Origin of the sequence: Streptomyces sp. NPDC049915, from assembly GCF_040656475.1 — a bacterium.
Taxonomy (GTDB): domain Bacteria; phylum Actinomycetota; class Actinomycetes; order Streptomycetales; family Streptomycetaceae; genus Streptomyces.
The window spans coordinates 50,945-77,377 of record NZ_JBFAMH010000026.1 but is presented as its reverse complement, the minus strand read 5'-3'; the positions used below and the strand labels follow the sequence as shown (position 1 = coordinate 77,377).

14 protein-coding genes are annotated in these 26,433 nt (G+C 73.0%); 13 read left to right on the top strand and 1 reads right to left on the bottom strand.

The features are described 5' to 3' along the window. Positions 1-87 precede the first annotated feature (87 nt). From AB0J12_RS32125 to AB0J12_RS32085, 9 genes are all read left to right on the top strand, one after another. Positions 88-7,224 carry an SDR family NAD(P)-dependent oxidoreductase gene (locus AB0J12_RS32125; protein ID WP_363268109.1) on the top strand — a complete coding sequence of 2,379 codons (7,137 nt, stop codon included), beginning with the start codon at positions 88-90 and terminating at the stop codon, positions 7,222-7,224. Positions 7,225-7,326: 102 nt separating this feature from the next. After that, positions 7,327-14,793, top strand: coding sequence for a beta-ketoacyl synthase N-terminal-like domain-containing protein (locus tag AB0J12_RS32120; RefSeq protein ID WP_363268108.1), 7,467 nt, complete (start codon positions 7,327-7,329; stop codon positions 14,791-14,793). Positions 14,794-14,817: 24 nt separating this feature from the next. After that, positions 14,818-16,452: a PfaD family polyunsaturated fatty acid/polyketide biosynthesis protein gene (locus AB0J12_RS32115; protein WP_363268106.1), complete on the top strand. Its 1,635-nt coding sequence runs from the start codon at positions 14,818-14,820 to the stop codon at positions 16,450-16,452. Continuing rightward, complete coding sequence (locus AB0J12_RS32110; RefSeq protein ID WP_363268105.1) at positions 16,449-18,173, top strand: acyl-CoA dehydrogenase family protein; 1,725 nt, start codon at positions 16,449-16,451, stop codon at positions 18,171-18,173. Before AB0J12_RS32115 ends, AB0J12_RS32110 begins: the two co-directional genes overlap by 4 nt. Continuing rightward, entirely contained in the window at positions 18,160-18,393 is a 234-nt protein-coding gene (locus tag AB0J12_RS32105) for a hypothetical protein (RefSeq protein ID WP_363268104.1), read from the top strand. Before AB0J12_RS32110 ends, AB0J12_RS32105 begins: the two co-directional genes overlap by 14 nt. Continuing rightward, positions 18,393-20,189 (top strand): acyl-CoA dehydrogenase family protein, encoded by a 1,797-nt coding sequence (locus tag AB0J12_RS32100; RefSeq protein ID WP_363268103.1) that lies wholly within the window; start codon positions 18,393-18,395, stop codon positions 20,187-20,189. Before AB0J12_RS32105 ends, AB0J12_RS32100 begins: the two co-directional genes overlap by 1 nt. A 20-nt stretch (positions 20,190-20,209) precedes the next feature. Continuing rightward, positions 20,210-20,368: a hypothetical protein gene (locus tag AB0J12_RS32095; protein ID WP_363268102.1), complete on the top strand. Its 159-nt coding sequence runs from the start codon at positions 20,210-20,212 to the stop codon at positions 20,366-20,368. After that, on the top strand, positions 20,365-21,102 hold the full coding sequence (locus AB0J12_RS32090; RefSeq protein WP_363268101.1) for a 4'-phosphopantetheinyl transferase superfamily protein: 738 nt from the start codon (positions 20,365-20,367) through the stop codon (positions 21,100-21,102). Before AB0J12_RS32095 ends, AB0J12_RS32090 begins: the two co-directional genes overlap by 4 nt. Before the next feature lie 30 nt (positions 21,103-21,132). After that, entirely contained in the window at positions 21,133-22,443 is a 1,311-nt protein-coding gene (locus AB0J12_RS32085) for an FAD-dependent oxidoreductase (protein WP_363268100.1), read from the top strand. Positions 22,444-22,446: 3 nt separating this feature from the next. Here AB0J12_RS32085 and AB0J12_RS32080 read toward each other — a convergent pair whose 3' ends face one another. After that, positions 22,447-23,064 carry a MerR family transcriptional regulator gene (locus tag AB0J12_RS32080; RefSeq protein ID WP_363268099.1) on the bottom strand — a complete coding sequence of 206 codons (618 nt, stop codon included), beginning with the start codon at positions 23,062-23,064 and terminating at the stop codon, positions 22,447-22,449. Between the two features lie 135 nt (positions 23,065-23,199). Between AB0J12_RS32080 and AB0J12_RS32075 the strand changes: the two genes are divergently transcribed. The 4 genes from AB0J12_RS32075 to AB0J12_RS32060 all read left to right on the top strand — a co-directional run bounded on the left by AB0J12_RS32075 (position 23,200) and on the right by AB0J12_RS32060 (position 26,430). Further along, positions 23,200-23,610, top strand: coding sequence for a DUF3291 domain-containing protein (locus AB0J12_RS32075; RefSeq protein WP_363268098.1), 411 nt, complete (start codon positions 23,200-23,202; stop codon positions 23,608-23,610). A gap of 65 nt (positions 23,611-23,675) precedes the next feature. After that, positions 23,676-25,130: an MFS transporter gene (locus AB0J12_RS32070; protein WP_363268097.1), complete on the top strand. Its 1,455-nt coding sequence runs from the start codon at positions 23,676-23,678 to the stop codon at positions 25,128-25,130. Between the two features lie 73 nt (positions 25,131-25,203). Continuing rightward, on the top strand, positions 25,204-25,557 hold the full coding sequence (locus AB0J12_RS32065; protein ID WP_363268096.1) for a cupin domain-containing protein: 354 nt from the start codon (positions 25,204-25,206) through the stop codon (positions 25,555-25,557). A 39-nt stretch (positions 25,558-25,596) separates the two neighbouring features. Further along, entirely contained in the window at positions 25,597-26,430 is an 834-nt protein-coding gene (locus AB0J12_RS32060) for an AfsR/SARP family transcriptional regulator (protein WP_363268095.1), read from the top strand. The last annotated feature ends 3 nt before the right edge of the window (positions 26,431-26,433 follow it).

The following is a 26,433-nucleotide window of genomic DNA, read 5'->3' as shown; positions in this document are numbered from 1 at the left end:
AGCCAGCAGAACTTCGCCAGTAGGCGCACCCTCTTCCCACGAGGCCGGGCCATGCTGCCCTGCCCCGACCCTCGAGAGAGCCTCGCTGTGAACGTTTCGCAGGATTCCGACCTCGACCGCCGGCTCGCCCGCGACCCGATCGCGATCGTCGGCCTGTCCGCCCTCTACCCCAAATCCCGTGACCTGCGGGAATTCTGGGGCAACGTCGCCGCGGCGGCCGACTGCATCGAAGACGTGCCCGCCACCCACTGGGACGTCGACGAGTTCTACGACCCCGATCCGGCGGTGCCGGACAAGACCTACGCCAAGCGCGGCGGTTTCATCCCGGACACGCCCTTCAACCCCCTGGAGTTCGGCCTGCCGCCGAACACCCTGGAGGTCACCGACGTCCTCCAGCTGCTCAGCCTGGTGGTCGCCCGCGACCTCCTCAAGGACGCCGGCGCCGACCAGCCCTGGTACGACGCCTCGCGCACCGGCGTCGTACTGGGCATCACCGGCGCCAACCAGCTCACCCAGCCGCTGACCGCCCGCCTGCAGACCCCCGTCCTGAAGGAGGTCGTCCGCAGTTGCGGCCTGACCGACCGGGACGCCGAGGAGATCGCCGCCAAGTTCCGTCTGGCCTATGCCCCCTGGGAGGAGAACTCCTTCCCCGGCATGCTCGGCAACGTGGTCGCCGGACGGATCGCCAACCGGCTGGACCTCGGCGGGATCAACATGACCGTCGACGCCGCCTGCGCCAGCTCGCTGGGCGCCGTCAAGGCGGCCGTCAGCGAACTGCTGGAGCGCCGCGCGGACACCATGCTGGTGGGCGGCTGTGACGCCGAGAACACCATCTTCATGTACCTCTGCTTCAGCAAGACCCCGGCGCTGTCCAAGTCCGGCCGCATCCGGCCCTTCGACCAGGACGCCGACGGCACGCTGATCGGCGAGGGCATCGGCATGCTGGCGCTGCGCCGCCTCAGCGACGCCGAGCGGGACGGCAACCGCGTCTACGCCGTGCTGCGCGGCATCGGCGCGGCCAGCGACGGCCGCTTCAAGTCCATCTACGCCCCGCGCAAGGAGGGCCAGGTCCTCGCCCTCGAACGTGCCTACCACGACGCGGACTGCTCACCGGCCAGCGTCGAGCTCTTCGAGGCGCACGGCACCGGCACCGCCGTCGGCGACGCCACCGAACTCAGTTCGCTCGCCGCCGTCGTCTCCGCGGCGACGCAGGAGCGGCAGTACGCGGCCGTGGGCAGCGTCAAGTCGCAGATCGGGCACACCAAGGCGGCGGCCGGCGCGGCCGGCATGATCAAGCTGTCGCTCGCCCTGCACCACAAGGTGCTGCCGCCCACCATCAACGTCGACCAGCCCAACTCGGCCGTCGACTTCGCGAACGGGCCGTTCTACGTCAACACCGCTCTGCGGCCCTGGATCCGCGACCCGCGGCGGCCGCAGCGCCGGGCCGCCGTCTCCTCCTTCGGCTTCGGCGGCACCAACTTCCACCTGGTGCTCGAAGAGCACGGTGAGGGCGAGGACCTCCAGGTGATGTTCCCGGTCGCCCAGGTGCACCTGTGGCACGCCGCCGACACCGCGGCGCTCACGGCGGCGCTCGCCGAGGACGCACCCGCGCAGGCCGGCCCCGTCCCCGAGGGTCACGCCCGTGTCGCCTTCGCCGCCCGCGGCGCCGAGGACGCGGCTGCACTGCGCGAGCTGGCGCTGCGCCAGCTGCGGGCCCAACCGGACGCCGACTCCTGGTCGCATCCCAAGGGCATCTTCTTCCGCCGCCGCGCCGCCGAGGCCGGGGAGCGCGGCAAGATCGGCGCGCTCTTCGCCGGGCAGGGCAGCCAGTACGTCAACCCGGGCATGACCGCCGTGCTGGCGCTGCCCCCGCTGCGCGCCGCGTTCGACCGCGCCAACCGGCACTTCCAGGGTGCCGAGCCGCTCTCCCGGATCGCCTTCCCGCCGCCCGCGTTCGACGAGGCCACGCGCACGGCACAGGAGAACGCGCTGCGCGCCACCGAGTACGCCCAGCCCGCCATCGGCGCCCTCGCCGCCGGCCAGTTCCGTTACCTCAGCGAACTGGGCTTCGCGCCGGAAGGCTACCTCGGGCACAGCTTCGGCGAGCTGACCGCGCTGTGGGCTTCCGGAGCGCTGGACGACGACACGTACTTCGCCCTCGCCCGGGCCCGGGGCGCCGCGATGGCGCCGCCCGCCGAGTCCGGCTTCGACGCCGGGGCGATGGCCGCCGTCAGCGCCCCCGAGGAGCGGGTGGCGGAGCTGCTGTCCGGCATTCCCGGGCTGCACGTGTGCAACCGCAACGCGCCGGACCAGATCGTGGTCGGCGGGGCCACCGAAGCCGTGCAGCAGCTGGTGGCCGCCGCGGGCGAGGCCGGGATCAAGGCGTCCCGGCTGCCGGTCTCCGCGGCCTTCCACACCCCCTACGTCGGCCATGCGGTGGAGGCGTTCCGCACCCACGTCGAGGCCGCACAGGTGGCCGAGCCGCGCGGCCCGGTGTACGCCAACACCCGTGGGGCCTCCTACGGCGCGGACGTGGCCGCCAACCGCCACATCCTGACCGAGCAGCTGATCCACCCGGTGGACTTCGCCGCCCGTGTCGAGGAGATGTACGCGGCCGGGTTCCGCACCTTCGTGGAGTTCGGACCGAAGGGCGTGCTCACCCAGCTGGTGCGCCGCATCCTCGGTGAACGCCCGCACACCGCGCTGGCGGTGGACGCCGGTCCCGGCAAGGACGCGGACGTGGCGCTGAAACAGGCTGTGGCCCAACTCGCGGTGCTGGGGATGCCGTTGCAGACCGCGGACCGCTATGTGGCCGCGCCGGTGGAGCAGGAGCCGGTCAAGGGCATGGCCATCATGCTCAACGGCATCAACTACGTCTCGCCGGAACGCAAGGCCGCGTACCGGGCGGCGGTCGAGACGGGCTACCGGGTCGCGCTGCCGACCGCGACGCCGCCGCCGACCGCACCCGTTCCCACGCCCGCCCCCGCCCCCGCTGCCCCGGCCGTGCCCCGGCCCCTGCCGGTCGCCGCGCAGCCGCCGGCCGCGCAGCCGGTTGCCGGAACCGCCGAGCGCGCGACCGCCGTGGCCCTTGCGCCGTCGCCGGTCACTCCCGCGCCGGCCCCGGCTTCCGTACCCTCCCTCACCGCCCAGGAGACAGCACACGTGGACAAGGACCGCCTGGCCGACGTGGTCGCCGACCATCTGGCGCTGCACGACGAGTACCTCAACGGGCAACTGGACAGCGCCCAGCGCCTCGCCGGGCTGCTGGAGCGCGCCTACGACCAGGGCCTGCTGAACGAGGTGCTCTCCGGCGTCACCACCGTCAAGGAGCACAGCCTGGCCATCGGCCGCACCCACTTGCGGGCCAACGAGATCCTGCGCGAGCTGGCCGGCCTCGAGATCGGCACCGCCCCGGCGCCGACGGCGACGGCTGCCGCCTCTGTCGCCGTGCCGGAGGCGTACGCCGCCTCCGCGCCGGCCGCCGTCCCGGCCCCGGCCCGCGAGCCGCTGGCCGTCCCGGCCGCACCCGCGGTGGCGGCGCTCCCGGCCGCCGTTACGGTCCCGACCCCGGCTCCGGCACCCGCTCCGGTCGCGGTCCCTGCACCCGCTCCGGCTGCCGCCGCTCCGGCCGCCGCTCCGGCTCCCGCTTCTGCTGTGGGGCCTGATGTGGCGTCGGTGACGTCGGTGTTGTTGGAGGTGGTGGCGCAGAAGACAGGTTATCCGGCGGAGATGCTGGAGTTGGGGATGGATGTCGAGGCTGATCTCGGCATTGATTCCATCAAGCGTGTGGAGATCATGGGCGTGCTGCATGAGCGGTTCGCCTCCGGTGTGGTTGCGGCGAGCCCGGAGCAGCTGGGCGAGCTGCGCACGCTGCAGGACATCGTGACCTTCATGGCGGGTGCTGCCGCCGCTCCGGCCGTCGCTCCGGCTCCCGCTTCTGCTGTGGGGCCTGATGTGGCGTCGGTGACGTCGGTGTTGTTGGAGGTGGTGGCGCAGAAGACGGGTTATCCGGCGGAGATGCTGGAGTTGGGGATGGATGTCGAGGCTGACCTCGGCATCGACTCCATCAAGCGTGTGGAGATCATGGGCGTGCTGCATGAGCGGTTCGCCTCCGGTGCGGCTGCGGCGAGCCCGGAGCAGTTGGGTGAGCTGCGCACCCTCCAGGACATCGTGGGCTTCATCGCCGGTGCTGGAGACGCCCCCGCTGCTGCTTCCGCTCCTGCTGCGGGCCCTGATGTGGCGTCGGTGACGTCGGTGTTGTTGGAGGTGGTGGCGCAGAAGACGGGTTATCCGGCGGAGATGCTGGAGTTGGGGATGGATGTCGAGGCTGATCTCGGCATCGACTCCATCAAGCGTGTGGAGATCATGGGGGTGCTGCATGAGCGGTTCGCCTCCGGTGCGGCTGCGGCGAGCCCGGAGCAGCTGGGCGAACTGCGCACGCTGCAGGACATCGTGAGCTTCATCGCCGGTGCTGGAGACGCCCCCACTGCTCCCGCTCCTGCGGGCCCTGATGTGGCGTCGGTGACGTCGGTGTTGTTGGAGGTGGTGGCGCAGAAGACGGGTTATCCGGCGGAGATGCTGGAGTTGGGGATGGATGTCGAGGCTGATCTCGGCATCGACTCCATCAAGCGTGTGGAGATCATGGGGGTGCTGCATGAGCGGTTCGCCTCCGGTGCGGCTGCGGCGAGCCCCGAGCAGCTGGGCGAACTGCGCACCCTCCAGGACATCGTGAGCTTCATATCCGGCCAGGACGCGCGCGCCGCGCAGGCCGGCCCGTCCGTTGCCCCGTCGGCGCCGGAGCCCGAAGCGGAAGCCGGCCCGGAGCGCGGGCGGATCGGCCGGGCGCAGGCCGCCCTGGCCGAGCTGCCGGTGCCCGACCAGCTGGTCAACGCCTACCCCGCGTCCTCCGGCGCACTGCTGGTGGACGACGGTGGTGACCTGGCCCCGGAGATCGCCGCCAGGCTCCAGGCGCAGGGCTGGAAGGTGCACGTGCTGCGGCTGCCCGGCGTACCGCAGCGGGTGGACGACACCGTGGATCACGCGCTGACCGGCTGGGGTGTCACCGAGCTGGCCTCGCGCATCGAGGAGGCGCTGGGCGAGCGGATCAGCCTGGTGCTCGACCTGTGCACCAAGCCCCCGGCGGACTGGGCGGAGGGAGTGCGGCGCCTGGCCCACACCCTGCTGGTGGCCAAGCACCTGGCGGAGCCGCTGAGCACCGCCGCGGCCTTCGGCCGTGCCGCCTACGCCACCGTCACCCGGCTGGACGGTTCGTTCGGTCTCGGCGGTGTGGACGAGCGACTGGCGCCGATCGGCGGTGTCGCCGGTCTGGCCAAGACGCTGGCCGTGGAGGCCCCGGACGTCTTCTGCCGTGCCGTCGACCTGGCCCCCGGCCTGGCGCCCGGCGCCGCCGCCGCGCTGGTGCTCGGTGAGGTGCACGACGCCGCCACCGAGCCCGTCCAGGTCGGCCACGACGGCACCCGCCGCGTCACCCTCACCCTCGGCGAGCAGCCGCTGCACCCGGCGGACGCGCAGCCGGAGCCGTTGAGCTCCGAGGACCTGCTGGTCGTCACCGGCGGCGGGCGCGGCATCACCGCGACCTGCGTCGTGGAGCTGGCGCGCCGTCACCAGCCGGGCCTGCTGCTGCTGGGCCGGACCCCGCTGGAGGAGGAGCCGGCGTGGGCGCGCGGAGTGCAGGACGCCGCCGCGCTCAAGGCCGCAGCGGTGGCCGACCTGAAGGCTGCCGGCGAGAAGCCCACCCCGAAGCGGGTCGAGCAGGCCTACCGTGCCGTCGTCGGCGGCCGCGAGGTCCGGGCGACCCTGGACGCGCTGCGCGCCGCGGGCAGCCAGGCCGAGTACCTGGCGGTGGACATCACCGACCCGGAGGCCACGGCGGCCGCCCTCGCCCCCTACCGGAGCCGGATCACCGGCCTGGTCCACGGCGCGGGAGTCCTCGCCGACCAGCTGATCGCCCAGAAGAAGGCCTCCGAGATCGAGCGGGTCTTCGCCCCCAAGCTGGCGGGGCTGCGCGCCGTGACGGCCGCGCTGGACGCCGACGCGCTGCGGCACGTGGTCCTGTTCTCCTCGGTCGCCGGCTTCTTCGGCAACCGCGGCCAGTCCGACTACGCCATGGCCAACGAAGCGCTCAACGCCTGGGCCTCCTCCTGGAAGCAGCGTCACCCCGGCACCCGGGTCACCTCGCTCAACTGGGGCGCCTGGGACAGCGGCATGGTCTCCCCGGAGATCAAGGCCGTCTTCCGGGAGCGCGGCATCACCCTCATCCCGCAGGAGACCGGCGCCGCGATGTTCGCCGACCAGTTCGCCGCCGGGCGCGCCGACGACGTGGTGACCGTGCTCGGGCCGACCACCCCGCTCTCCGAGCGCGTCCCGTCCGCCCCGGCCGCGACCATCACGGTCGAGCGGCGGATCGCCGATCTGGACCGGGATCCGCTCGTGGCCGACCACGTGATCGGCGAGGCCCCGGTGCTCCCGGCGGCCGCGGCGCTCGGCTGGGCGATCGGCGCGGTGGAGCGCGCCACGGGCGGCGTGGTCCGCCAGGTGCGCGAGTTCTCCGTGCAGAAGGGCATCGTCTTCGACGGCGCGCAGCCGGAGAACGCCCGCCTCGTCATCAGCCCGCTGCCGGAGGCGCCCGGCACCGTGCAGGTGGCCATCCGCTCGGTGGACCAGGACGGCGCGGTGCGGCCGCACTACGCCGTCGTGCTGGACGCCGCCCCGACCGCACCGCAGGCGCCCGTCGCCGGACTGCCCGCGCTGGGCGGCGGCCGCGCCGCCGACCACCTCTACACCGACGGCACCCTCTTCCACGGCCCCGCGCTGCGGGGCATCCGGCGGGTGCTCGCCGAGGAGGAGTCCCGGCTCGTCCTGGAGTGCGCGCTCGCCGAGCACCGCACCGAGGGCGGCGCCTTCGCCGGAGCCCACTACGCCCCCGGCACCGCCGACCTGCTGCTGCAGGCCGCCCTGGTGTGGGTGCGGCTGTTCCGGGGCAGCGCCGGGCTGCCGCTGGCCGTCGACCGCGCCGAGCTGCACCACCCGCTGCCCGACGGTGAGCCCTTCCTCGTCCTGGTGGAGCCCGGCACCGCCGGCGCGGGCGCCGAGGCCCGGCTCTCCGTCACCGCCTGTGCCCCCGACGGACGGGTGCTGATGCGCCTGCACGACGTGTCCGTCATCTCGGCGCCGCAGCTCACGGCCAAGTTCGTCAGCGGCTGACCGGCCCGTCCGTATCCGATTGACGACCTGACCGGTCGGCCCGGCCGGCGCCTTTCGCGCCCGCCGGCCGGGCCGACCGACCTACGGAGGGACCTCGCTCTGATGAGCAAGTACGCCATCGTCGGCCTGTCCTGTCTCTTCCCGGGCGCCCGCACCCCCGCCGAGTTCTGGCAGAACCTGCGCAACGGGGCGGACGCCCGCCGGGAGGGCGGAGACGAGATCTTCGGCGCAGCGCCCCTGGACGCCGACCTGGACCCGCAGCACCGCATCTACTGCCACCGCGGCGGCTTCATCACCGACTTCGCATTCGACCCCACCGGCTACCGCCTCGACCCCGAGCAGCTCACCCGCCTCGACCGGATCTTCCACTGGTCGATGCACACCGCCCGTGAGGCGCTGCGGGACAGCGGTTACGAGGCCCGGCCCGAGACCCTCGACCGCACCGCCCTCATCCTCGGCAACTACTCCTTCCCCACCCCGACCTCGGGCCGGATCAGCATCCCCCTGGCCCGGGAAGCGGTGCTGGAGGGCCTGCGCCGAGCCGGGCTGCCCGTGCCGGCCGGGCTCCCGGAAGGCGCCCCGCTGGTCGACACCGAACTGCTGCGCGGCGAGCACCTGCGGGTCAGCGGCTCCCCGGCGGCCGTCACCGCCGCCGCGCTCGGACTGGGCGGCCCGCGCTACGCCCTGGACGCGGCCTGCTCCTCCGCGCTCTACGCGCTCAAGCTGGCCTGCGCCCATCTCGCCACCGGTCAGGTGGACCTGGTGCTGGCCGGCGGCGTCTGCGCCCCCGACCCCACCCTCATCCACCTCTCCTTCAGCGACCTGCACGCCTATCCGGAGAGCGGCTTCAGCCAGCCCTTCGACAACCGCTCCGAGGGCATCCTGACCGGCCAGGGCGCCGGGATGGTCGCCGTGAAGAGGCTCGCCGACGCGCTGCGGGACGGCGACCGCATCCACGCCGTCATCGACGGCATCGGCCTGAGCAACGACGGCAGCGGACGCCACCTCCTCGTCCCGCAGGGCGGCGGCCAGCTCGCCTCCTACGAACTCGCCTATGCCGAGGCCGGCGTGGACCCGTCCACCATCGACTACCTGGAGTGCCACGCCACCGGCACGCCCCTCGGTGACGCCACCGAGGCCGAGTCCGTGGCCGCGTTCTTCGGCCGCCACGGCAAGGTCCCGCTGATCGGCTCGGTCAAGGGCAACATCGGGCACCTGCTCACCGTCGCCGGTCTGAGCAGCATGCTCAAGGTCATCCTGGCCATGGACGAGGGCCACATCCCGCCCACGATCGGCGTCGAGCAGCCGGTGCGCTCGAGCGACGGACGAGTGGGGGAGCAGGTGCTGGTCCGCGAGGGCCGGCCGTGGCCCGAAGGGGTGGGCCCGCTGCGCGCGGCCGTCTCCGCGTTCGGCTTCGGCGGCACCAACGCGCACGTCGTGCTCTCCGCGCCCGAGGCCGCGGAGACCTGGGAACCCGTCGAGGAGGCCCCGGCCGAGCCGCCCGCGCTGGACATCGTCGGCCTGGGCGCGCACTTCGGCCCGCTCGACGGCGTGGACGCCCTGGAACGGGCCGTCCACGAGGGCGCGGACGCGTTCGGCCCGCTGCCCGAGCGGCGCTGGCGCGGCCTGGAGCAGACCCGCGGCGGAACGCTCGAACAGGCCGGGCTGACCGGGGAGTCCGTACCGCACGGCGCCTACGTCGACGGGGTGGACATCGACCCCGTCGACCACAAGATCCCGCCCGCCGACCTGCGCACCTACAACCTGCAGCACGCGCTGGCCACCCAGGTCGCCGACGAGGCACTGCGCGACGCCGGGTACAGCCGGGCCGTCCCGCCGGGCGCGAGCGCACCCGAGCCGCGGCGGATCGCGGTGGTGGTGGCGATGGAGCTGGAGCCGTACACCCACGCCCGGCTCACCCGGTACACGCTGGGGAGCTTCCTGCGGGAGCAGTTCCAGGCGGCGGGAGTGGAGCTGAGCGAGCAGCAGCTCGCCGCGATCGCGTCGGTGGGCCGGGACGCGGTCGTGCCGCCGATCGTGGCCAACGAAGTGCTCAGCTACATCGGCAACGTGATGGCCAGCCGCATCTCCTCGCTGTGGAACCTGACCGGCCCGTCCTTCACCGTCTCGGCGGAGGGCTCGGGGACCGCGGAGGCCCTGGAGGTCGCCCGGCTGCTGCTGCTCGACCCGGGGATCGAGGCGGTGCTGATCGGCGCCGTCGACCTCACCGGCTCCGCCGAGCACCTGCTGCTGCATCCCGACGCGGTCTCCGAGGCGGGCCTGACCTTCGCCGAAGGCGCCCGCGGTGTCCGGATCGGCGAGGGCGCCGGCGCGGTCGTCGTCACCCGCAGCGGCGAGGCCGAGGGCCGCCGCGTCTACGCCCGGCTGGACGCGCTGAGCGTCGGCGCGGCCCAGGCCCGCGACGGCGCGGCACCGCGGGCGGACGCCGACACGCTGGCCGCCACCGCGGAGACGGCCCTGGCCGCCGCCGGGATCTCCGCCGCGGAGGTCGGCTACGTCGAGGCCCACGCGGCGGGCACCGCCGACGAGGACCACGACGAACTCACCGCCCTGGCACGCGTGTACCGCCAGAAGACGGAGGCGGCGGCCACGGCAGCCGACGACGGCCCGGCGGCGGGCAGCCCCGTCGACCCCGCGCGCGTCGTCGCGCTCGGCAGCGTCAAGGCGCAGCTCGGGGACACCGGTTGCGCCTCCGGGATGGCTGGGCTGATCCGCACCGTGCTCTGCCTGCACGGCGGCTACCTGCCCGGGACGCCCGGATGGGAGCGGCCGGCCCCCGAGCACGTGGACGCCTTCGCCACCTCCGCGCTGTACGTGCCGCAGCGGTCACGCCCCTGGTTGCGTTCGTCGCGCCGGGCGAGGCGGTACGCCGCTGTCAGCATGGTGGGCGCGCAAGGCGGTTGCGCGCATCTGGTGCTGTCCGCGGACGGGACCCGCGGGCGCGTGGTGGACGGTGACTGGCAGCGGGCCGAGGGCCCGATCCTGCTGGCGCTCTCCGCCGCGAGACTGGACGGTCTGCTGGCCTCCGTCGAGCGGCACCGCGACCTGCTGGACTCAGGAGCCGACCCGCTGGCGCTGGCCCGCGCGGCCGCGAGTGAACTCCCCGGTGCGCCCCTGCGCGCGGTGCTCGTCGGCCGGGACACGGCCGATCTGCGCCGGCAACTGGAGCTCGCCGCCAGGGACATCCCCGGCGCGCACGCCGCCGGCGGCGAGTGGGCCACCCCGGCCGGCTCCTACTTCACCGCCCGCCCGATCGGCCCCGAGGGCAAGGTCGCGCTGGTCTACCCCGGTGCGTTCAACTCCTACCCGGGCCTCGGCCAGGACCTGTTCCGCGCCTTCCCCGGCCTGCTGGAGCACTTCGAGGCGCAGGCCGAGGAGCCCGCCCGGCAGCTGCGCTCCGCCCTCCTGTACCCGCGCACGTATGTGACGCCGGGCCGGCGGGAGCTGATGGAGCTGGAGTCCGCGCTGGGCGACGACGTGCCGTTCATGCTGGCCACCGGCACCAGCTTCGCCATCCTGTACACCCACCTGGTGCGGGAGATCCTGGGCGTCACCGCGCACGGCGGCTTCGGCTACAGCCTGGGCGAGTCCAGCATGCTCTTCGCCACCGGCGGCTGGGCCGCCGAGGGCCGCCGGGACGACCTGATCAGCAACACGCCGATCTTCCGGGACCGCCTGGTCGGCGCCCGCCGCACCGTGCGCGAGCTGTGGCAGGACATCCCGGCCCCGACCCCCGACAAGGACCTCTGGGCCTCGCACGTCCTGCTCACCGACCAGCACACCGCGCAGGCCGCGCTGGCGCACTACGACCGGGTGTTCCTCACCCACGTCAACACACCCGGCGAACTGGTGATCGCGGGCGACCCCGCGCAGTGCCGCGCGCTGATCGAGGAGCTGGGCTGCCCGGCGGCACGCTCGCCGGTCAGCGTGGTGATGCACTGCCCGGTGGTCGACGCCGAACTCGAGGGCCTGGCCGGGCTGAACGACTACCCGACCGGTTCGCTCCAGGGCCTGGAGCTGCTGTCCGCCTACGACTACCAGGAGCTGCCCGGCCTCGACCGGGAGCGTATCGCCCGGCGTATCGCGCACACCCTGCGCTCCGCCATCGACTTCCCGCGCCTGATCCGCACCGCCTACGACCGGGGCTACCGCTACTTCATCGAGGTCGGCCCCGGCGCCACCTGCTCGCGCTGGGTGCGCGACACCCTCGGCGAGCAACCGCACGTCGCGGTCTGCGCGGACCGGCGCGGAGTGCCGGCCACCAAGTCGATCGCCCAGCTGGTCGCGCGGCTGGTCGGGAACGGCCTGCCGGTGGACCTCACCGCGCTGCTCGGCCCGCAGGACGAGGCCCAGGCGGCCGTTCCGGCGCGGCGCACCCCCCGGTTCCGGGTGGGCGGCGGCGACCCGGTACCGCAGAAGGTGGCCCACGGGGTGCGTGCCATCGCGCCGGCGGCCCAGCCGCTGACGGACCGTCAGCCGATCGCCCGGCCGGTCACCGCGTCGGTGGCCGCGCCGCTCCCCGCATACGAACCGTCGCCCGCGCCCGCCGCCGTTTCCGCTTCAGCACCTGCCTCCGCCCCCGTCCCGTCCACCGCACCGGAGGAACCCGATCTCATGCCCGCCGACCCGACCGTCGCGGACCCCGAGGCCATCGTCTTCGACGGCGACCCGATCGCCTTCCTGCCGTGGGCGCCGACGAGCCCGCCGCAGCCCGTCACCGCGGCCCCCGTCCTCTCCGGCCCGCCCGCCACACCGTCCGGCCCTCTGGCCCCCGCGGAACCGAACGGCGCCGGCACGCCCGCCGGCCCGAACGGCGCCGCCGCGTCCGCGGCGGACCTGGTGCGGGAGCTGCGCCAGCAGATGGTCGCCACCCACTCGGTGGTGATGGAGACCCAGCGCGTCCTGCAGAACGCCACCCTCACCCGCGCCGAAGCGTTGCTCGCGGGACAGTCGGTCCCGGCGCAGGCCCGGCCGGAGCCGGTCTCCCCCCTGCACGGCGCAACCTCACCCCGGCCCCCCGCGCTACCCGCGTCCGAGCCCGCCCCGGCCCTCACGGCCGCGTCACCTCTCCCTGCCGAGCCGGCCGGAGCCGCCGCGACCCCCCTCGCGACCCCGCCCGCCGGATCCGCCGCGTCCGGGGACGCTCCGCTGGAGGGGGTGATCTGGGACGAGGACGCGCTGCTGGAGTTCGCCACCGGATCCGTGGCCAAGATCTTCGGACCGGAGTTCGCGCCGATCGACGCCTACGCCCAGCGCGTACGCCTGCCCGCACCGCCGTACCACTTCGTCACCCGGGTGACGAAGCTGGACGCGCGGACCGGCACGTTCGGACCCGCCACCCTCACCACCGAGTACGACATCCCCGAGGACGCCTGGTACCTGGTGGACGAGGGCGCGCCGCCGGCCGTCACCGTCGAGGCCGGCCAGTGCGACCTGCTGCTGGTCAGCTACCTCGGCATCGACTTCCGCAACAAGGGGGAGCGGGTCTACCGCCTGCTGGACAGCTCCCTGATCTTCCGCGGGGGTCTGCCGCGAGCCGGCCAGACGCTGCGCTACGACATCTCCATCGACCGCTTCGTGCACAACGGCGACACCACGCTCTTCTTCTTCAGCTACAACTGCTACGCCGACGGCGAGCTGATCCTCGAACTCCGCGACGCCTGCGCCGGGTTCTTCAGCAAGGAGGAGCTGGCCACCCCGCTCGGCGTCGTCATCACCGACCGTGAGCGCGCCGAACGCGCGGCCCTGACCCAGGGGTACTTCAAGCCGCTCGCCCGCACCGACAAGACGCTGCTCACCACGGCCGACCTGGAGCTGCTCGCACAGGGCCGGCACGGTGAGGTCTTCGGCCCCGAGCACGCCCAGGACGAGGGCCTCAACCCGGCGCTGCGCCTGCCGGACGCGATGCTGCGGATGGTGGACGAGGTGACGGTGGACCGCCTCGGCGGCCCGCGCGGCCTCGGCAAGCTCACCGCCGTCAAGCATCTGCAGCCGGACGCCTGGTACTTCACCTGCCACTTCCCCGACGACCCGGTACTGGCCGGCTCGCTGGTGGCCGAGGGCGCGGTGCAGCTGCTGCAGACGTACCTGCTCTACCTGGGCATGCACCTCACGCTGCCGGACGCCCGCTTCCAGACCGTCACCGACGAGCGGATCGACGTCCAGGTGCGCGGCCAGGTCACCCCGGAGCACCGGGAGATCCGCTACGAGGTCGAGATCATGGACATCACGCTGCTGCCGCGGCCGACCGTGATGGCCGACATCATGGTCTACCTCGGCGACAAGCCGGTCATCAAGATGCGCAACCTCGGCCTCCAGGTGCGCGAGAAGGACGGCACCCCGTACCGCCCGGAGAGCGGGGGAGTGCCCGCCTTCCTCGGCCGCCGCAACCGCAGCGGCGAGCCCGCGATGATCAACGAGCTGCACCTGGCGCACGCCGCCAAGGGCCTGCTGGACATGGCGATGGGCCCGGAGTTCGAGATCTACCGCACCAGCCGCGCGCCCTACATCCCCAACGGCGACTTCCAGTTCGTCGACCGGGTGATGTCGCTCAAGGGCACCCGCGGCGACCTGGGCCCCGGCTCGGAGATGGTCACCGAGTACGACTCGCCCGAAGACGCCTGGTACTACCAGCAGAACTCCTACCCGCACATGCCCAACTGCGTGTACATGGAGACCTCGCTGCAGGCGGCCATCTTCCTCGGCTACTACCTCGGCGCCACCCTCAAGGACCCGCAGCAGCAGTACTCCATCCGCAACCTGGACGGCCGGGCCACCCTGGTCAAGGACGTCGACCTGCGCGGCAAGACCATCCGCCACCACTCCAAGCTGCTGATGACCAGCGCCGTCTCCGGCGCCGTACTGCAGAACTTCTCCTACGAACTGTCCGCCGACGGCGAGGTCTTCTACACGGGCGAGTCCCTCTTCGGCTACTTCAGCGAGGCCGCGCTCACCAACCAGGTCGGCCTGGACAACGGCAGCCATGTCGCGCCCTGGATCGAACAGCACCGGCCCGACACCGAGCGGGTGCGCCGTATCGAACTGCCCGCCGACGCGCCCGCGTTCACCGACCCCGCCGGCGGCCACCTGCACCTGCCCGGCGGCCACTTCCACCTGGTGGACCACGTCGACCTGGTCACCGACGGCGGCCGGCACGGCGCCGGCTACCTGCACGGCCACCGCCAGGTGCGGCCCGACGAGTGGTACTTCGACTGCCACTTCCACCGCGACCCGGTGATGCCCGGCTCGCTCGGCGTGGAGGCCGTGCTCCAGGCCATGCGGCTGTTCGTGCTGGAACAGGGCCTGGCCGAGGGCATCGAGAACCCGCGCTTCGCCATGGCCACTGGGGTGGAGATGAGCTGGAAGTACCGCGGCCAGATCCTGCGCAACGACGGCGAACTCCGCTTCGACGTGCACATCAAGGAGGTGCGGCGGGAAGCGGACCGGCTGCTGCTGATCGCCGACGCCGACCTGTGGAAGCCGGGTCTGCGCATCTACGAGCTCACCGACGCGGCCATCGAGGTTCGCTCCGCCCCCGCCCACGCCTGAACCAGCCGAGGAGCTGCGCTTCCCATGTCCACCACGCACCCCCAGACACCGCTGCGCTGGTACGGTGACGGTTTTCCCAGCACCGACCCGGCCGGCGTCTACCAGGTCCTCGCCGACCTGGACAACGCCTGCTTCATCGTCAACACCCCGCAGGGACCCGGCGCCGTCTCCGGCGGCACCGCCGCCCCCACCGGCCAGGGCCCGCAGCTGCTGGCCGCCGCCGCCCCGCTGCCCCCGCACCGGCTCGGCTCGGCCGCCTTCACCGCCGCCCACGGCGTGCGCCAGCCCTACATGGCCGGCGCCATGGCGGGCGGGATCGCCTCCGCCGACATGGTGATCGCCCTGGCCCGGGAGGGATTCCTGGCGTCCTTCGGCGCGGCCGGCCTGCTGCCCGAGACGATCGAGAAGGCGCTGCTGCGGTTCGCCGCCGAGATCCCCGGCCTGCCGTACGCCGTCAACCTGATCCACAGCCCGAGCGAGGACCGGCTGGAACGCGAGGCCGTGGAACTGTTCCTGCGTCACGGCGTGCGCTGCGTCGAGGCGTCGGCCTACATGGGCCTCACCCCGCACGTCGTGCGCTATCGCCTCGCCGGACTGCGCCGGGACGAGGCCGGGCGGATCGTCGCGGGCAACCGGCTGATCGCCAAGATCTCCCGTGCGGAGACCGCGGAACGCTTCATGCGGCCCGCCCCCTCCGCCACCGTCAGCGCCCTGCTGGAACAGGGACTGATCACCGCCGAGCAGGCGTCCCTCGCCCACCACGTCCCCCTGGCCGACGACATCACGGTCGAGGCCGACTCGGGCGGTCACACCGACCGCCGGCCGCTGCCCGCGCTGCTCCCGGCCATCCTGCGGCTGCGCGACCACGTGCAGCGCGAGCACCGCTACCCGGTGCCGATCCGGGTCGGCGCGGCCGGCGGTCTCGGCACCCCGGTCGCCGTCGCGGGGGCCTTCGCGATGGGCGCGGCCTACGTCGTCACCGGCTCGGTCAACCAGTCCTGCCTGGAGTCCGGGGCCTCCCCGGCCGCCAAGGCGATGCTCGCCGAGGCCGGCATCGCGGACTGCGAGATGGCCCCGGCCGCCGACATGTTCGAGATGGGCGTCGACCTCCAGGTGCTCAAGAAGGGCACCCTGTTCCCGATGCGCGCCCGCCGCCTCCACCAGCTCTACCAGGCCCACGACGGCCTGGAGGCGCTGCCCCCGGCCGAACGCGCCCGGCTTGAGCAGCAGATCTTCCGCCGCCCGCTGGAGGACGTCTGGCAGGACTGCGTCGGCTACTTCGAACGCCGCGACCCCGAGCAGCTCGCCCGCGCCGCGGACAACCCCAAGCGCCGGATGGCCCTGGTCTTCCGCTGGTACCTCGGCATGGCCTCGCGCTGGGCGGTGACGGGGCAGGAGGACCGGGCGCAGGACTACCAGATCTGGTGCGGACCGGCCATGGGCTCCTTCAACGACTGGGCCACCGGGAGCTACCTCAAGAACCCCAGCAACCGCCGGGTCGCGGACGTCGCCCACCACCTGATGCGCGGCGCCGCCTTCCACACCCGGGTGGCCCAGCTGCGCCTGGCCGGCGTGCACATCCCGGCCGGCGCCGGCGACTACCGCCCCGTCCCGCTGGAGACCCCCACCGACGCCACCCCCACGGCAGGCGCCCGATGAGCGGCGACCTGACCCCGGAGACGCTGGAGGAACTGCTCGGCGACCCGGCCGACCCCGCCAACCCGTTCGGCTACGCCGCCGCGGTCGCCCACGACGAGGCGAACGCCTCGCCCGAGCGGCTGTGCGACGTGCTGCGCGACAACGGATTCCACCTCAACTACCTGCCGGAGCAGTGGGGTGGCGCCTTCCGGTCCTTCGACCGCAGCCTCACACTGGTCCGCGCGGCGGCCCGCCGGGACGTCAGGATCATGCCCGGCACCATGTTCAGCATCATCGCCGCCACCTGCCTCCAACTGCACGGCACCACGGAGCAGCAGGAGCGGGTGGCGCGCATCCTGCGCGAGGGCGGCGCCGTCGCCTTCGCGCTCACCGAAGCCGAACACGGCAGTGACCTGATCGCCGGACAGGTGCGGCTCGACGCGAACGGACTGCTGCACGGCGAGAAGTGGCTGGTCGGCAACGGCCTGCGCGCCCAGGCCGTCTACGTCGTCGCCCGCACCGGCCCCCGCGGGCCGGGCGCCTTCACCTCCTTCCTGCTGGACCTGACCGATGGCTCCCTGGACGACGACGACCTGATCCGGCTGCCGGCACCCCTGATCACCGGCATGCGCGGCATCGACCTGGCCACACTGCGCTTCGACGCCCTTCCGGTGCCCTGGGACGCGCAGGTCGGCAAGGAGGGCGAGGGTCTGGAGGTCGCCATCCGGGCGCAGCAGGCGGTGCGGCTGATGAGCATGGCGGGTTCGCTCGGCATCGCGGACACGGCCCTGCGGCTCACCCTCGGCTTCGCCGCCGAGCACCGCTTCGGCCGCACCACGCTGTCCGCGACGCCTTACGCGGCAAGGGAGTTGGCGGCCGCGTCCGCCGCACTGCTCGCCGCGGACGCGGTGGCGTTGTGCGCCGCCCGCGGCGTCCACGTGGTGCCGGAGGCGTTCAGCGTCTGGGGCCCGGCCGCCAAACACCTGGTCGCCGAGGCCGCCGAGGATCTGCTGCGCCACTGCGGCACCGTGCTGGCCACCCGCTCCGTGCTGCGCGAGAGGGCCCCCGGGGACGGGGTGTTCCAGAAGCTGCAGCGCGACTCGGCCGTCGTCCGCGTGATCGACGCCAGCCCGTACGCCAATCTGCGTTCCTACTGCGGCCAGCTGCCCACCCTGCTCGCCACCACCGAGACGCCCACGCCCGAGAGCCTGCTCCGCATCTGCACCCTGGACGCGGAGCTGCCGCCCTACGAGCCCGCCCGCCTCGACCTCATCGCGCGTGGTGTGGACCCCGTCCTGGGCGGGCTGCCCACCGTGGCCGCGTCCGTCCGTGCGGCCCTGGACGACGACACCTCCGAGCTCGTCGCCCGCCTCGCCGAGGCCGTCACCGGCCTGCTGCCCCTGGCCGAGGCCGCGCGGCGCCCCGGCGCGCAGCCCAACGCCCTCGCCGACCTCGCCGAGCGCTACGCCTGGCTGCACGGCGCCGCCGCCTGCGTGCACCTGTGGTGGGCCAACCGCGACCGCCGGCTGTACGGCGGCGAACCCGGCGCCACCGGCTGGCTGCGCGCCGCCCTCGCCTACCTGCTGGCCCGCGCCGAGGGCACCGACCCCCGGCGGTACGGCCCGCACCTGCTGCCCGCCCTCGACGTCCTCGCCGCCCTGCGCGAGCGGGACACGCTCTTCACCGCCACCCCCGTCCGCCTCGCCGCGACGCCTCAGGAGGCCGCTGATGCTCACGCCTGAACCAAGCGCACCGGCCGCCCGGCTGGAGGCGTTCCTCGGCTACGCCTACGGCTTGGCCGGCCGGACGCCGTACGCCCCGGTCACGGAGACGCTCGAGCGGAAGCCGTCTTTGGACACGTGCCTGCAGATGCTGCGCTGCTGGGGCCTGCCGGATTACGGGCTCCCCGACGACCAGCCCGCCTTCCCCGTCCGCCGCGGCGAAGCCACAGGAGGCCGCTGATGCCCAAGTCCGACCTGACCCGACTGGCCGCCCGGCTGGAGGAGTTCCTCGGCTGCCCGCACGACCCGGCCGGACGGATGCCGTACGCCCGGATCATGGAGCTCGACGAGCGGGAGTCCTACCCCTACGAGTTCGTCCAGATGCTGCGCGGCTGGGGCGTGCCGGAGTACGCCCTGCCCGGCGAGCAGGGCGGGCGCGCGGGCGATGTGGAGGCGGAGTTCAACCTGGTCCGGCTCATCGCCCGGCGCGACCCGGCCACCGCCACCGCGCTGATCATCACCAACCTGGCCTTCATGCCGGTGTGGATCGCCGGCACCGACGAGCAGAAGCGGCGGATCGTCGAGGCCGTCAAGTGCGGCCACCGGCTCTCCTGGGGCCTGTCCGAACGTGCCCACGGCAGCGACCTGCTGGCCAACGCCATGACCGCGACCAAGGTCGACGGCGGCTACCTGCTCACCGGCGAGAAGTGGCTGATCGGGAACGCCACCTGGTCGGACGGCATGGTGGTCTTCGCCCGCACCGGCGAGCGCGGCGGCACCGGCGGCTTCTCCGTCTTCGTGCTGGACAAGCGGACCGCCCCGGTCGGCAGCGTCCAGGAGCTGCCGGGCGAGCGGCTGCACGGCCTGCGCGCCATGGACATCAGCGGCCTGCGGGTGGAGGGGGTCTTCGTGCCCGAGGAAGCCCGCCTCGGCGCCGAGGGGCAGGGCCTGGAGACCGCGCTGAAGGCCACCCAGACCGCCCGGGCTCAGATCAGCAGCATCGCGCTCTCCGCGGTGGACACCGGCCTGCGGCTCACCCTGGACTTCACCGAGGGCCGCGTCATCCTCGGCCAGGCCGTCAGCGACATCCCCTACAGCCGCCGCCAGCTCACCGAGGTCTTCGCCGACCTGCTGGTGGCCGACGCGGTCAGTCTGGGCGCGGTGCGCGGGCTGCAGGTGACACCGCAGCAGGTCAGTGTCTCCTCCTCGGTGGTGAAGTACTTCGTGCCCACCCTGCTGGAGCGGACCATGTCCCAGCTGGCCGTGGTGCTCGGCGCCCGCTTCTTCCTGCGCGCCCACCCGCACTACGGCGTCTTCCAGAAGATGCTCCGCGACCTGCTGGTGGCCAACTTCGCCGACGGCAACACCGTCGTCAACCTGCGCAACCTCGGCCACCAGCTGCAGCCCCTGCTCACCACCGCGCTGAACGCCGACGAACAGCTGCGTGCCGAAGCGGTCGGCAACGCCGCCGTGCTGTACGGCATCGACGAGTCCATGCCGCCCTACCGGCCCTGGCTGCAGGAGCTGTTCAGCCGCGGCCGGGACGACACCGTGCTGGCCGCGCCGGACGGTGTCGCGCGGCTGCGCGCCCTCGCCCAGGAGGCCAAGGAGGACGACCAGCGCGACTGGCTGGTCCGCGCCGCCGACACCGCCGAGGAGCTGCTCGGGCACACCACCTCGCTCGCCGAGCGCTGCGAGCGGCTGCGCGCCGAACTGGGCCGCAGCTACGGCCAGTCCGCCGAACTGTTCGACCTGGCCAAGGAGTACTGCCTGGTGCACGCCGCCGCCGCGTGCGTGCTCACCTTCGTCCACTCGCACGAGGCCCTGGACGAGCCGCTGCCCAACGCCGCCGTGCTGCTGCTCCAGCTGGAGCGCCTGCGCCGGCATCTGCACCCCCACGAGGCCGTCACCGACCGGGCCGTGGTGGACGAGGTGATGCGGGTGCTGCGCCACTTCCACCGCGAGGAACGGCTCTTCTCGCACTGGCAGTTCCCGCTCGCCGCACGTGCCGTGGACCCGGACGCGGTCCGCTACTGACCACCGAGGAGGACACCGGCGTGAGCACGCACCGCGTCCCCGGGGCGTCCGTCCCGGCCCCCGACGACTCGGCGATCACCGAACCGATCGGCCGGGCGCCGGACCGTAAACCGGACTTCCGCGAGGCCGAGCACACCAGCGGCTTCCCGGACACTCCCGCGACTGGAGGGCACCGGTGACGAACGTGGAACCGGCCGCCCTCTGGCTGCTGCCCGAGCGGGCGGTGGACGGCTTCGCCGGCGCGCTAGGCGGCCCGCGGCTGCTCACCGAGGAGGAGCGCGCCCGCCTGGAACGCCTGCGCGGCCAGGGCGCGCGCCGGCGCTTCCTGGGGGCCCGGATGCTGGCCCGCTACGCGCTCAGCGCGCGCAGCGGGCGGCCGGTGGACGCCTGGCGCTTCCGGACCGGCCCCTGGGGCCGGCCCGAGCCCGAACCCCCTTGCGAGGGGCTGCGGTTCAACCTCTCGCACACCGAGGGCCTGATCGCCTGCGTGGTCACCCGCGGCCGCGACTGCGGGGTGGACGTCGAGTGCGCCCCCGCCTCATCGGACGCGGTCACCCACCTCGTCCCGCACCTGGCCGACGCCGAACGCGCCGAACTGGCGGGCCTGCCGCCGGCCGTCCGTGCCGACCGGCTCAGCGAGCTGTGGGTGCTCAAGGAGGCGTACCTCAAGGCCCTCGGCACCGGGATCACCCGGGGCCTGGCCGGCTTCGCCTTCGCCACCCCGCCCGCCGGGCCGATCACCGTGCACGACCCCTGCCGTCCGTCCGGGGCGGGCGACGCCTGGTCGTTCGACCTGCTGCGCCCCGCACCCGGATACGTGCTCGCCGTCGCCGTCGAGCACGGCCGCCCGGGCGACCTGCACCGCATCGACCTGGCCGACCTCGCCGACCCCGCCGATCTGCCCGCCGCCTGACCACCCGTCCGTTTCACAGTGAGGACCACCATGGCACCCGACCACACCCCGAGCGTCGCCGTCATCGGCGCGGGCGTCTCCGGCATCTCCGCCGCCTACCATCTGCGCGACCGCGCCCGGATCACCCTCTTCGAACGGGAGGACCGGCTCGGCGGGCACGCGAACACCGTCGAGATCGAGGAAAACGGCCGCGTTCTCGGGATCGACACCGCCTTCGTCGTCTTCAACCGCCCCGCCTACCCCAACCTCTACGGCTTCTTCGACGAGCTGGGCGTGGACGCGGTGGAGCACCTCGGCGGCTTCAACTTCTTCGACCTGGACTCCGGCCTCGAGTACGGCACCGAGGAACTCGACCTCGGCGAGGACGAGGTGAGGGCCCGCTACGCCGGCTCCCCGGAGTTCCTCACCATCTGGCGGGAGGCCCGTCGCTTCCACACCGAGGGCCGCCGCGACTTCCTGCGCCGCCGCACCGACATCCCGCTCGGCGAGTACCTGGACCGCGGCGGCTACAGCCAGGAGTTCCGGCACTCCTACGTCATCCTGCTCTGCTCCGCCGTGTGGTCGGTCCCCGCAGAGCTGATCTGGGAGATCCCCGCCTCCACCGTGATCGCCTTCTACATGGGCCACGACGAGGGCGGCCTGGGCGGGCGCCGGGTGGACTGGCGCACGGTGGGCGGCGGCTCCATCTCCTACGTCCGCAAGGCGATCGCCGCCATCGGCCCCGACATCCGCACCGGCGCGCCGGTCACCGGTGTCCGCCAGGAACCGGACGGCGTCACGGTGACCACGGCCGGCGGCAGCGAGCGCTTCGACTACGCCGTGATCGGCGCGCACGCGGACGAGGCTCTGGCCATGCTGGAGAACCCCACCGAGCGGCAGCGGACCGTCCTGGGCACCGTGCGCTACAACTCCTCCGACGTGGTGCTGCACACCGACGACACGGTGATGCCCGCCGACCGCGAGCGCTGGGAGGCGTGGAACTACGGCAAGGTCTCCGTGGACGGCCGGGCCCACACCTACGTCGCGTACTACATGAACAAGCTGCACGGCTTCACCGCCGAGCAGGACTACTTCGTCACCCTCGACTACCCGCGCGAGGTACGTCCCGAGACGGTGATCGCCCGCTTCCCCTACACCCACCCGATCATCGACAACCAGGTCCGCGAGCTGCAGAAGGACATCTACGACGTCAACGAGGGCGTTCGGGTCAAGCTCTGCGGCTCCTACTTCCACTCCCGCAAGCTCGGCTGGGACCAGATCGGCTCGCACGAGGCCGGCTTCTCCTCCGGCGCGGAGGCGGCCCACCGGCTGCTGGAGGAGCTCGACGGCCCGGGCGCCTGAGCCTCACTCCTTGTGGCGCTGCGCGGACTCGTGCTCCTGGGCGAGCCTGCGCAGCGCCATCAGGGCGGGCTCCAGCAGGGTGGTGAGGACGACGGCGCGCTCGGCCAGCTCCAGGGGGTCCGTCACGCCCTCCAGGTGGTCGAGATCGAGCCGGGCCGTCTCCTCGGCCAGCCGGGCGTAGGGGAGCAGGGCGTGCCAGTCCAGGGCCATCCCGAACTGCTGGAGGCTGGCCAGTGTCTCGGCCAGCAGGCCGCGGGCGGGAGCATCGCCGTGCACCTGCCAGCCCAGCTCCTTGAGCAGCGCGTCCACCGCGGCAGGGTGCTCGGACTCGGCCGGGGACTCTTCGGTGAGCCGGATCGCGCCGAGGGCCAGACCGAGCACGAGGTGGGGGTGGGACTGCTCCTCGGACAGGGCCCCCAGCACCTGCCGCGTGGCGTCCACGGACAGCCCGCGCACCCCGATCAGAGCCCGGATCAGCCGCAGCCGGCGCAGATGCTGCTCGTCGTACTCGGCCTGGGTGGCCGAGGTGTGGCGGCCGGCGGGCAGCAGCTCTTCGCGGATGTAGTACTTGATCGTGGGCACGGACACCCCGCTCTTCCGGCTCAGTTCAGAAATGCGCATCGGCCCTGGCTCCTTCTGTTCATCTGGTAGCTTCACTGTCTATGGTGGATAGTGTCAGTATCCATAGTGGCACTATCCATTATGCCCGCGGGCGGCTTCCGCAGGTAGGCGGCCCTCTCAGGAAGAAGCACCGACATGCCCACACTCCCCTGGACCACCCCGAACGAGCCGCGGCCCGGCGTCACCACCGCGCTGGTGATGGCCTCGCGCCTGGAGGTGCGCTCACTCAAGGACGTGCCGCGGTTCTTCCTCCAGTCGCTCGCGGCCTGGAAGCAGGTGCGCGGCGCACAGGGCGCGCTCGGCGCCTCGCTGATCGCCGACCCGCTGCGCCGCACCTTCTGGACCCTGTCGGCCTGGGAGAGCCGTGAGCAGCTCTACGCCTACGCCAAGGCCGAACCGCACCACACGATCGTGAAGGGCCTGCGCTCCACCATGCGCCAGTCGGTCTTCACCTTCTGGGAAGTCCCCGTCGGTCAGCTGCCGATCACCTGGGCGGACGCCAAGCGCCGCATCGCCGAGCAGCAGGCCGCCGAGGCCCGTTCCTGAACACCGTCACCACCGACCGATCCGTTCCGTCCGCCCTTCCCCGACGAACCGCCGAGGAGACCCCCATGCCCAAGCCCGATACCCGGTCGGCGCCGCTGTGGCTGTCGATCGTGGCCTCCAGCGTCCCGATGTTCATGGTCGCGCTGGACAACCTGGTCGTCTCGACCGCGCTGCACACCCTGTCCACAGAGCTCGACGCCTCCACCCAGGACCTGCAGTGGTTCGTCAACGCGTACGTGCTCAGCTTCGCCTGCCTGCTGCTCACCGCCGCCGCGCTCGGTGACCGCTTCGGCCGCCGCCGGGTCTTCGTCCTCGGCATCACCCTCTTCACCGTCGCCTCCGTCTTCTGCGGCCTCGCCACCACCAGCGGTGAGCTGATCGCCGCCCGGGCCGTCCAGGGCATCGGAGCCGCGGCCGTGATGCCGCTCTCCCTCACCCTGCTCTCCCAGGCCGTGCCGGCCCGCAAGCGCGGCCTGGCACTCGGCCTGTGGTCCGGCATCAGCGGCCTGGCCGTGGCCATGGGCCCCGTGGTCGGCGGCGCCGTGGTGGACGGACTGGACTGGCAGTGGATCTTCTGGGTCAACGTGCCGGTCGGCATCGTCGCCGTCCCGCTGATCCGCTTCGTCCTGCGGGAGAGCCGCCTGGAAGGCGGGGGACTGGACCTGCTGGGCATGGTGCTCGCCTCGGCTGCCCTGTTCGCCGTCGTCTGGGCCATCGTGCACGCCTCCACCGACGGCTGGACCTCCGGCACCGTGCTCGCGGCCTTCACCGCCGGGGCCGTACTGCTCGTCCTCTTCCTGCTCTGGGAGCGCCGCGCCCCGCAGCCGATGCTGCCGCTCTCCTTCTACCGGGTGCGCGCCTTCACCCTCACCAACCTCGTCTCCGCCAGCATGTACTTCGGCGTCTTCGGCTCGCTCTTCCTGCTCGCCCAGTACCTGCAGATCGCCCCGCCGCGCACCCCCTTCGAGGCGGGCGTGCGCACGCTCGCCTGGACCCTGATGCCGATGTTCGTCGCCCCCGTCGCGGGTGTGCTGACCAACAAGGTCGGCGGCGGACGCCTGATGGCCCTCGGCCTCTTCCTGCAGGGCGCCGGCCTGGCCTGGATCAACGTGATCGCCGACACCGACACGTCCTACGCGACCCTGGTCGCCCCCATGGTGGTCGCCGGTATCGGCATGGGCTTCGTCTTCGCGCCCACCGCGGCCGTGGTGCTCGGCTCGGTCAGCCAGGAGCACGCGGGCAAGGCGTCCGGTGCCAACACCACCGTCCGCGAGGTGGGCGGCGCGCTCGGCATCGCCGTACTGAGCACCGTCTTCGCCGGCCACGGCAGCACCGCGTCGCCCACGGACTTCGTCGACGGCATGCACCCGGCCGTGTGGGTGGGCGTCGGCGTCGTACTCGCCGGCGCGCTGTGCGCCCTCGGCATCCCGCGCCGGCCGCAGGCCACCGCCGACGTCCCGGACACCGAGTCCGAGGCAGCGGCCTCCGACGTGGACCGCACCCCGGCAGCCACCGCCTGACCACCCACCCCCCGACCGGCGCGGGTGCCCGAACCCCCGCGGGCACCCGCGCCACCTCGTGCCAGGAGAAGTCATGGAACCCTCACTCGACGGCTGGGACATCGCCCGCACCGACGGCGACCACCAGCTCCCGTGGATCCCCTGGGGCAGCCAGGGCAAGGCGCGGGCCAGGATCGCCGCCCGCGCGGACGGCTACCACGTGGCCATCGTCGAGGCCGAGCCCGGCTACCGGACGGAACCGCACACGCACCGGCACGCCGAGTTCCTCTATGTCATCGAGGGCACGTGCACCAACCAGGGCCGCACCATGACCACCGGCGACGTCTTCGCCGCCGCGGCGGGCTCCGCACACACGCACTTCATCGCCGAAACACCCCTGAGGTACCTCTCGATCTTCAAAACCGAGGGTGACGAGGACAAGAACTGACACCGCGCACTCGGCACCCTCACCGAACCGAGGATTCCCATGATCGTCGAATCGTCGTCCGACAGCGCCCGCAAGATCTTCTTCCGAGTCCTGGGGCCGTTGCGGGTCTGTCTCGGGAAACGGGAGGCCGTCCTCCCGGAAAGTCGTCAACTCACCGTCCTGGCCGTGCTGGTGACGGAGGTCAACAAGGCGGTGCCGCTCGGCAGGCTGGTCGACGCGGTGTGGGGCGACACGCCGCCGGTCACCGCGGACAAACAGATACAGACCTGTGTGTGGCGGGTACGCAAGGCATTGGTCCAGGCCGGCTCGCGAGCCGACCTCATCGAGACCGTCCGCGGCGGCTACCGGCTGCGCCTGCCCGACGGATGCGTGGACACCCAGCTCTTCGAACAGCTCAGGGAGCGCGGCCGGGCCCGGGCACGGGCCGGTGATCCGGTGGGCGCCGTCGGCGACTACCGCGCCGCGCTGGCCCTGTTCCGGGGGGAGCCGCTGGCCGGGCTGGCGAGCCGGGTCCTCGAGCCGGTCGCGGCGTACTGGGCGGAGCGCCGGCTCACCTTGCTCGAGGAGTGCTTCGACGTGGAACTCGCCCTCGGCCACCACCGGGAACTGGTCGGTGAACTGAGCCTCCTGGTGGACGAGCACCCGTTGCGCGAACAGTTCCGCTGGCACCTGATGGCGGCGCTGTACCTGTCCGACCGCCGGGCCGACGCCCTCGCGGTCTACCACGCGGGCCGGGCCGCACTGATCAGCCACGTCGGCCTCGACCCCTGCGCGCGTCTGCAGGACCTGCACCAGCGGATCATCGCCGGCGACCCGGTCCTCCAGCCCGAGACCGTCGCGTATCCGGGGCTCGTCCTGCGGGGTGTGTCCTGAGCG

What these genes read in the sequence shown, in the direction of transcription:
- AB0J12_RS32085 (WP_363268100.1), top strand. Translation starts at nt 21,133, where the DNA reads ATGGCACCCGACCACACCCCGAGCGTCGCCGTCATCGGCGCGGGCGTC.
- AB0J12_RS32060 (WP_363268095.1), top strand. Translation starts at nt 25,597, where the DNA reads ATGATCGTCGAATCGTCGTCCGACAGCGCCCGCAAGATCTTCTTCCGA.
- AB0J12_RS32105 (WP_363268104.1), top strand. Translation starts at nt 18,160, where the DNA reads ATGCTCACGCCTGAACCAAGCGCACCGGCCGCCCGGCTGGAGGCGTTC.
- AB0J12_RS32075 (WP_363268098.1), top strand. Translation starts at nt 23,200, where the DNA reads ATGCCCACACTCCCCTGGACCACCCCGAACGAGCCGCGGCCCGGCGTC.
- AB0J12_RS32110 (WP_363268105.1), top strand. Translation starts at nt 16,449, where the DNA reads ATGAGCGGCGACCTGACCCCGGAGACGCTGGAGGAACTGCTCGGCGAC.
- AB0J12_RS32100 (WP_363268103.1), top strand. Translation starts at nt 18,393, where the DNA reads ATGCCCAAGTCCGACCTGACCCGACTGGCCGCCCGGCTGGAGGAGTTC.
- AB0J12_RS32070 (WP_363268097.1), top strand. Translation starts at nt 23,676, where the DNA reads ATGCCCAAGCCCGATACCCGGTCGGCGCCGCTGTGGCTGTCGATCGTG.
- AB0J12_RS32080 (WP_363268099.1), bottom strand. Translation starts at nt 23,064, where the DNA reads ATGCGCATTTCTGAACTGAGCCGGAAGAGCGGGGTGTCCGTGCCCACG.
- AB0J12_RS32115 (WP_363268106.1), top strand. Translation starts at nt 14,818, where the DNA reads ATGTCCACCACGCACCCCCAGACACCGCTGCGCTGGTACGGTGACGGT.
- AB0J12_RS32120 (WP_363268108.1), top strand. Translation starts at nt 7,327, where the DNA reads ATGAGCAAGTACGCCATCGTCGGCCTGTCCTGTCTCTTCCCGGGCGCC.
- AB0J12_RS32065 (WP_363268096.1), top strand. Translation starts at nt 25,204, where the DNA reads ATGGAACCCTCACTCGACGGCTGGGACATCGCCCGCACCGACGGCGAC.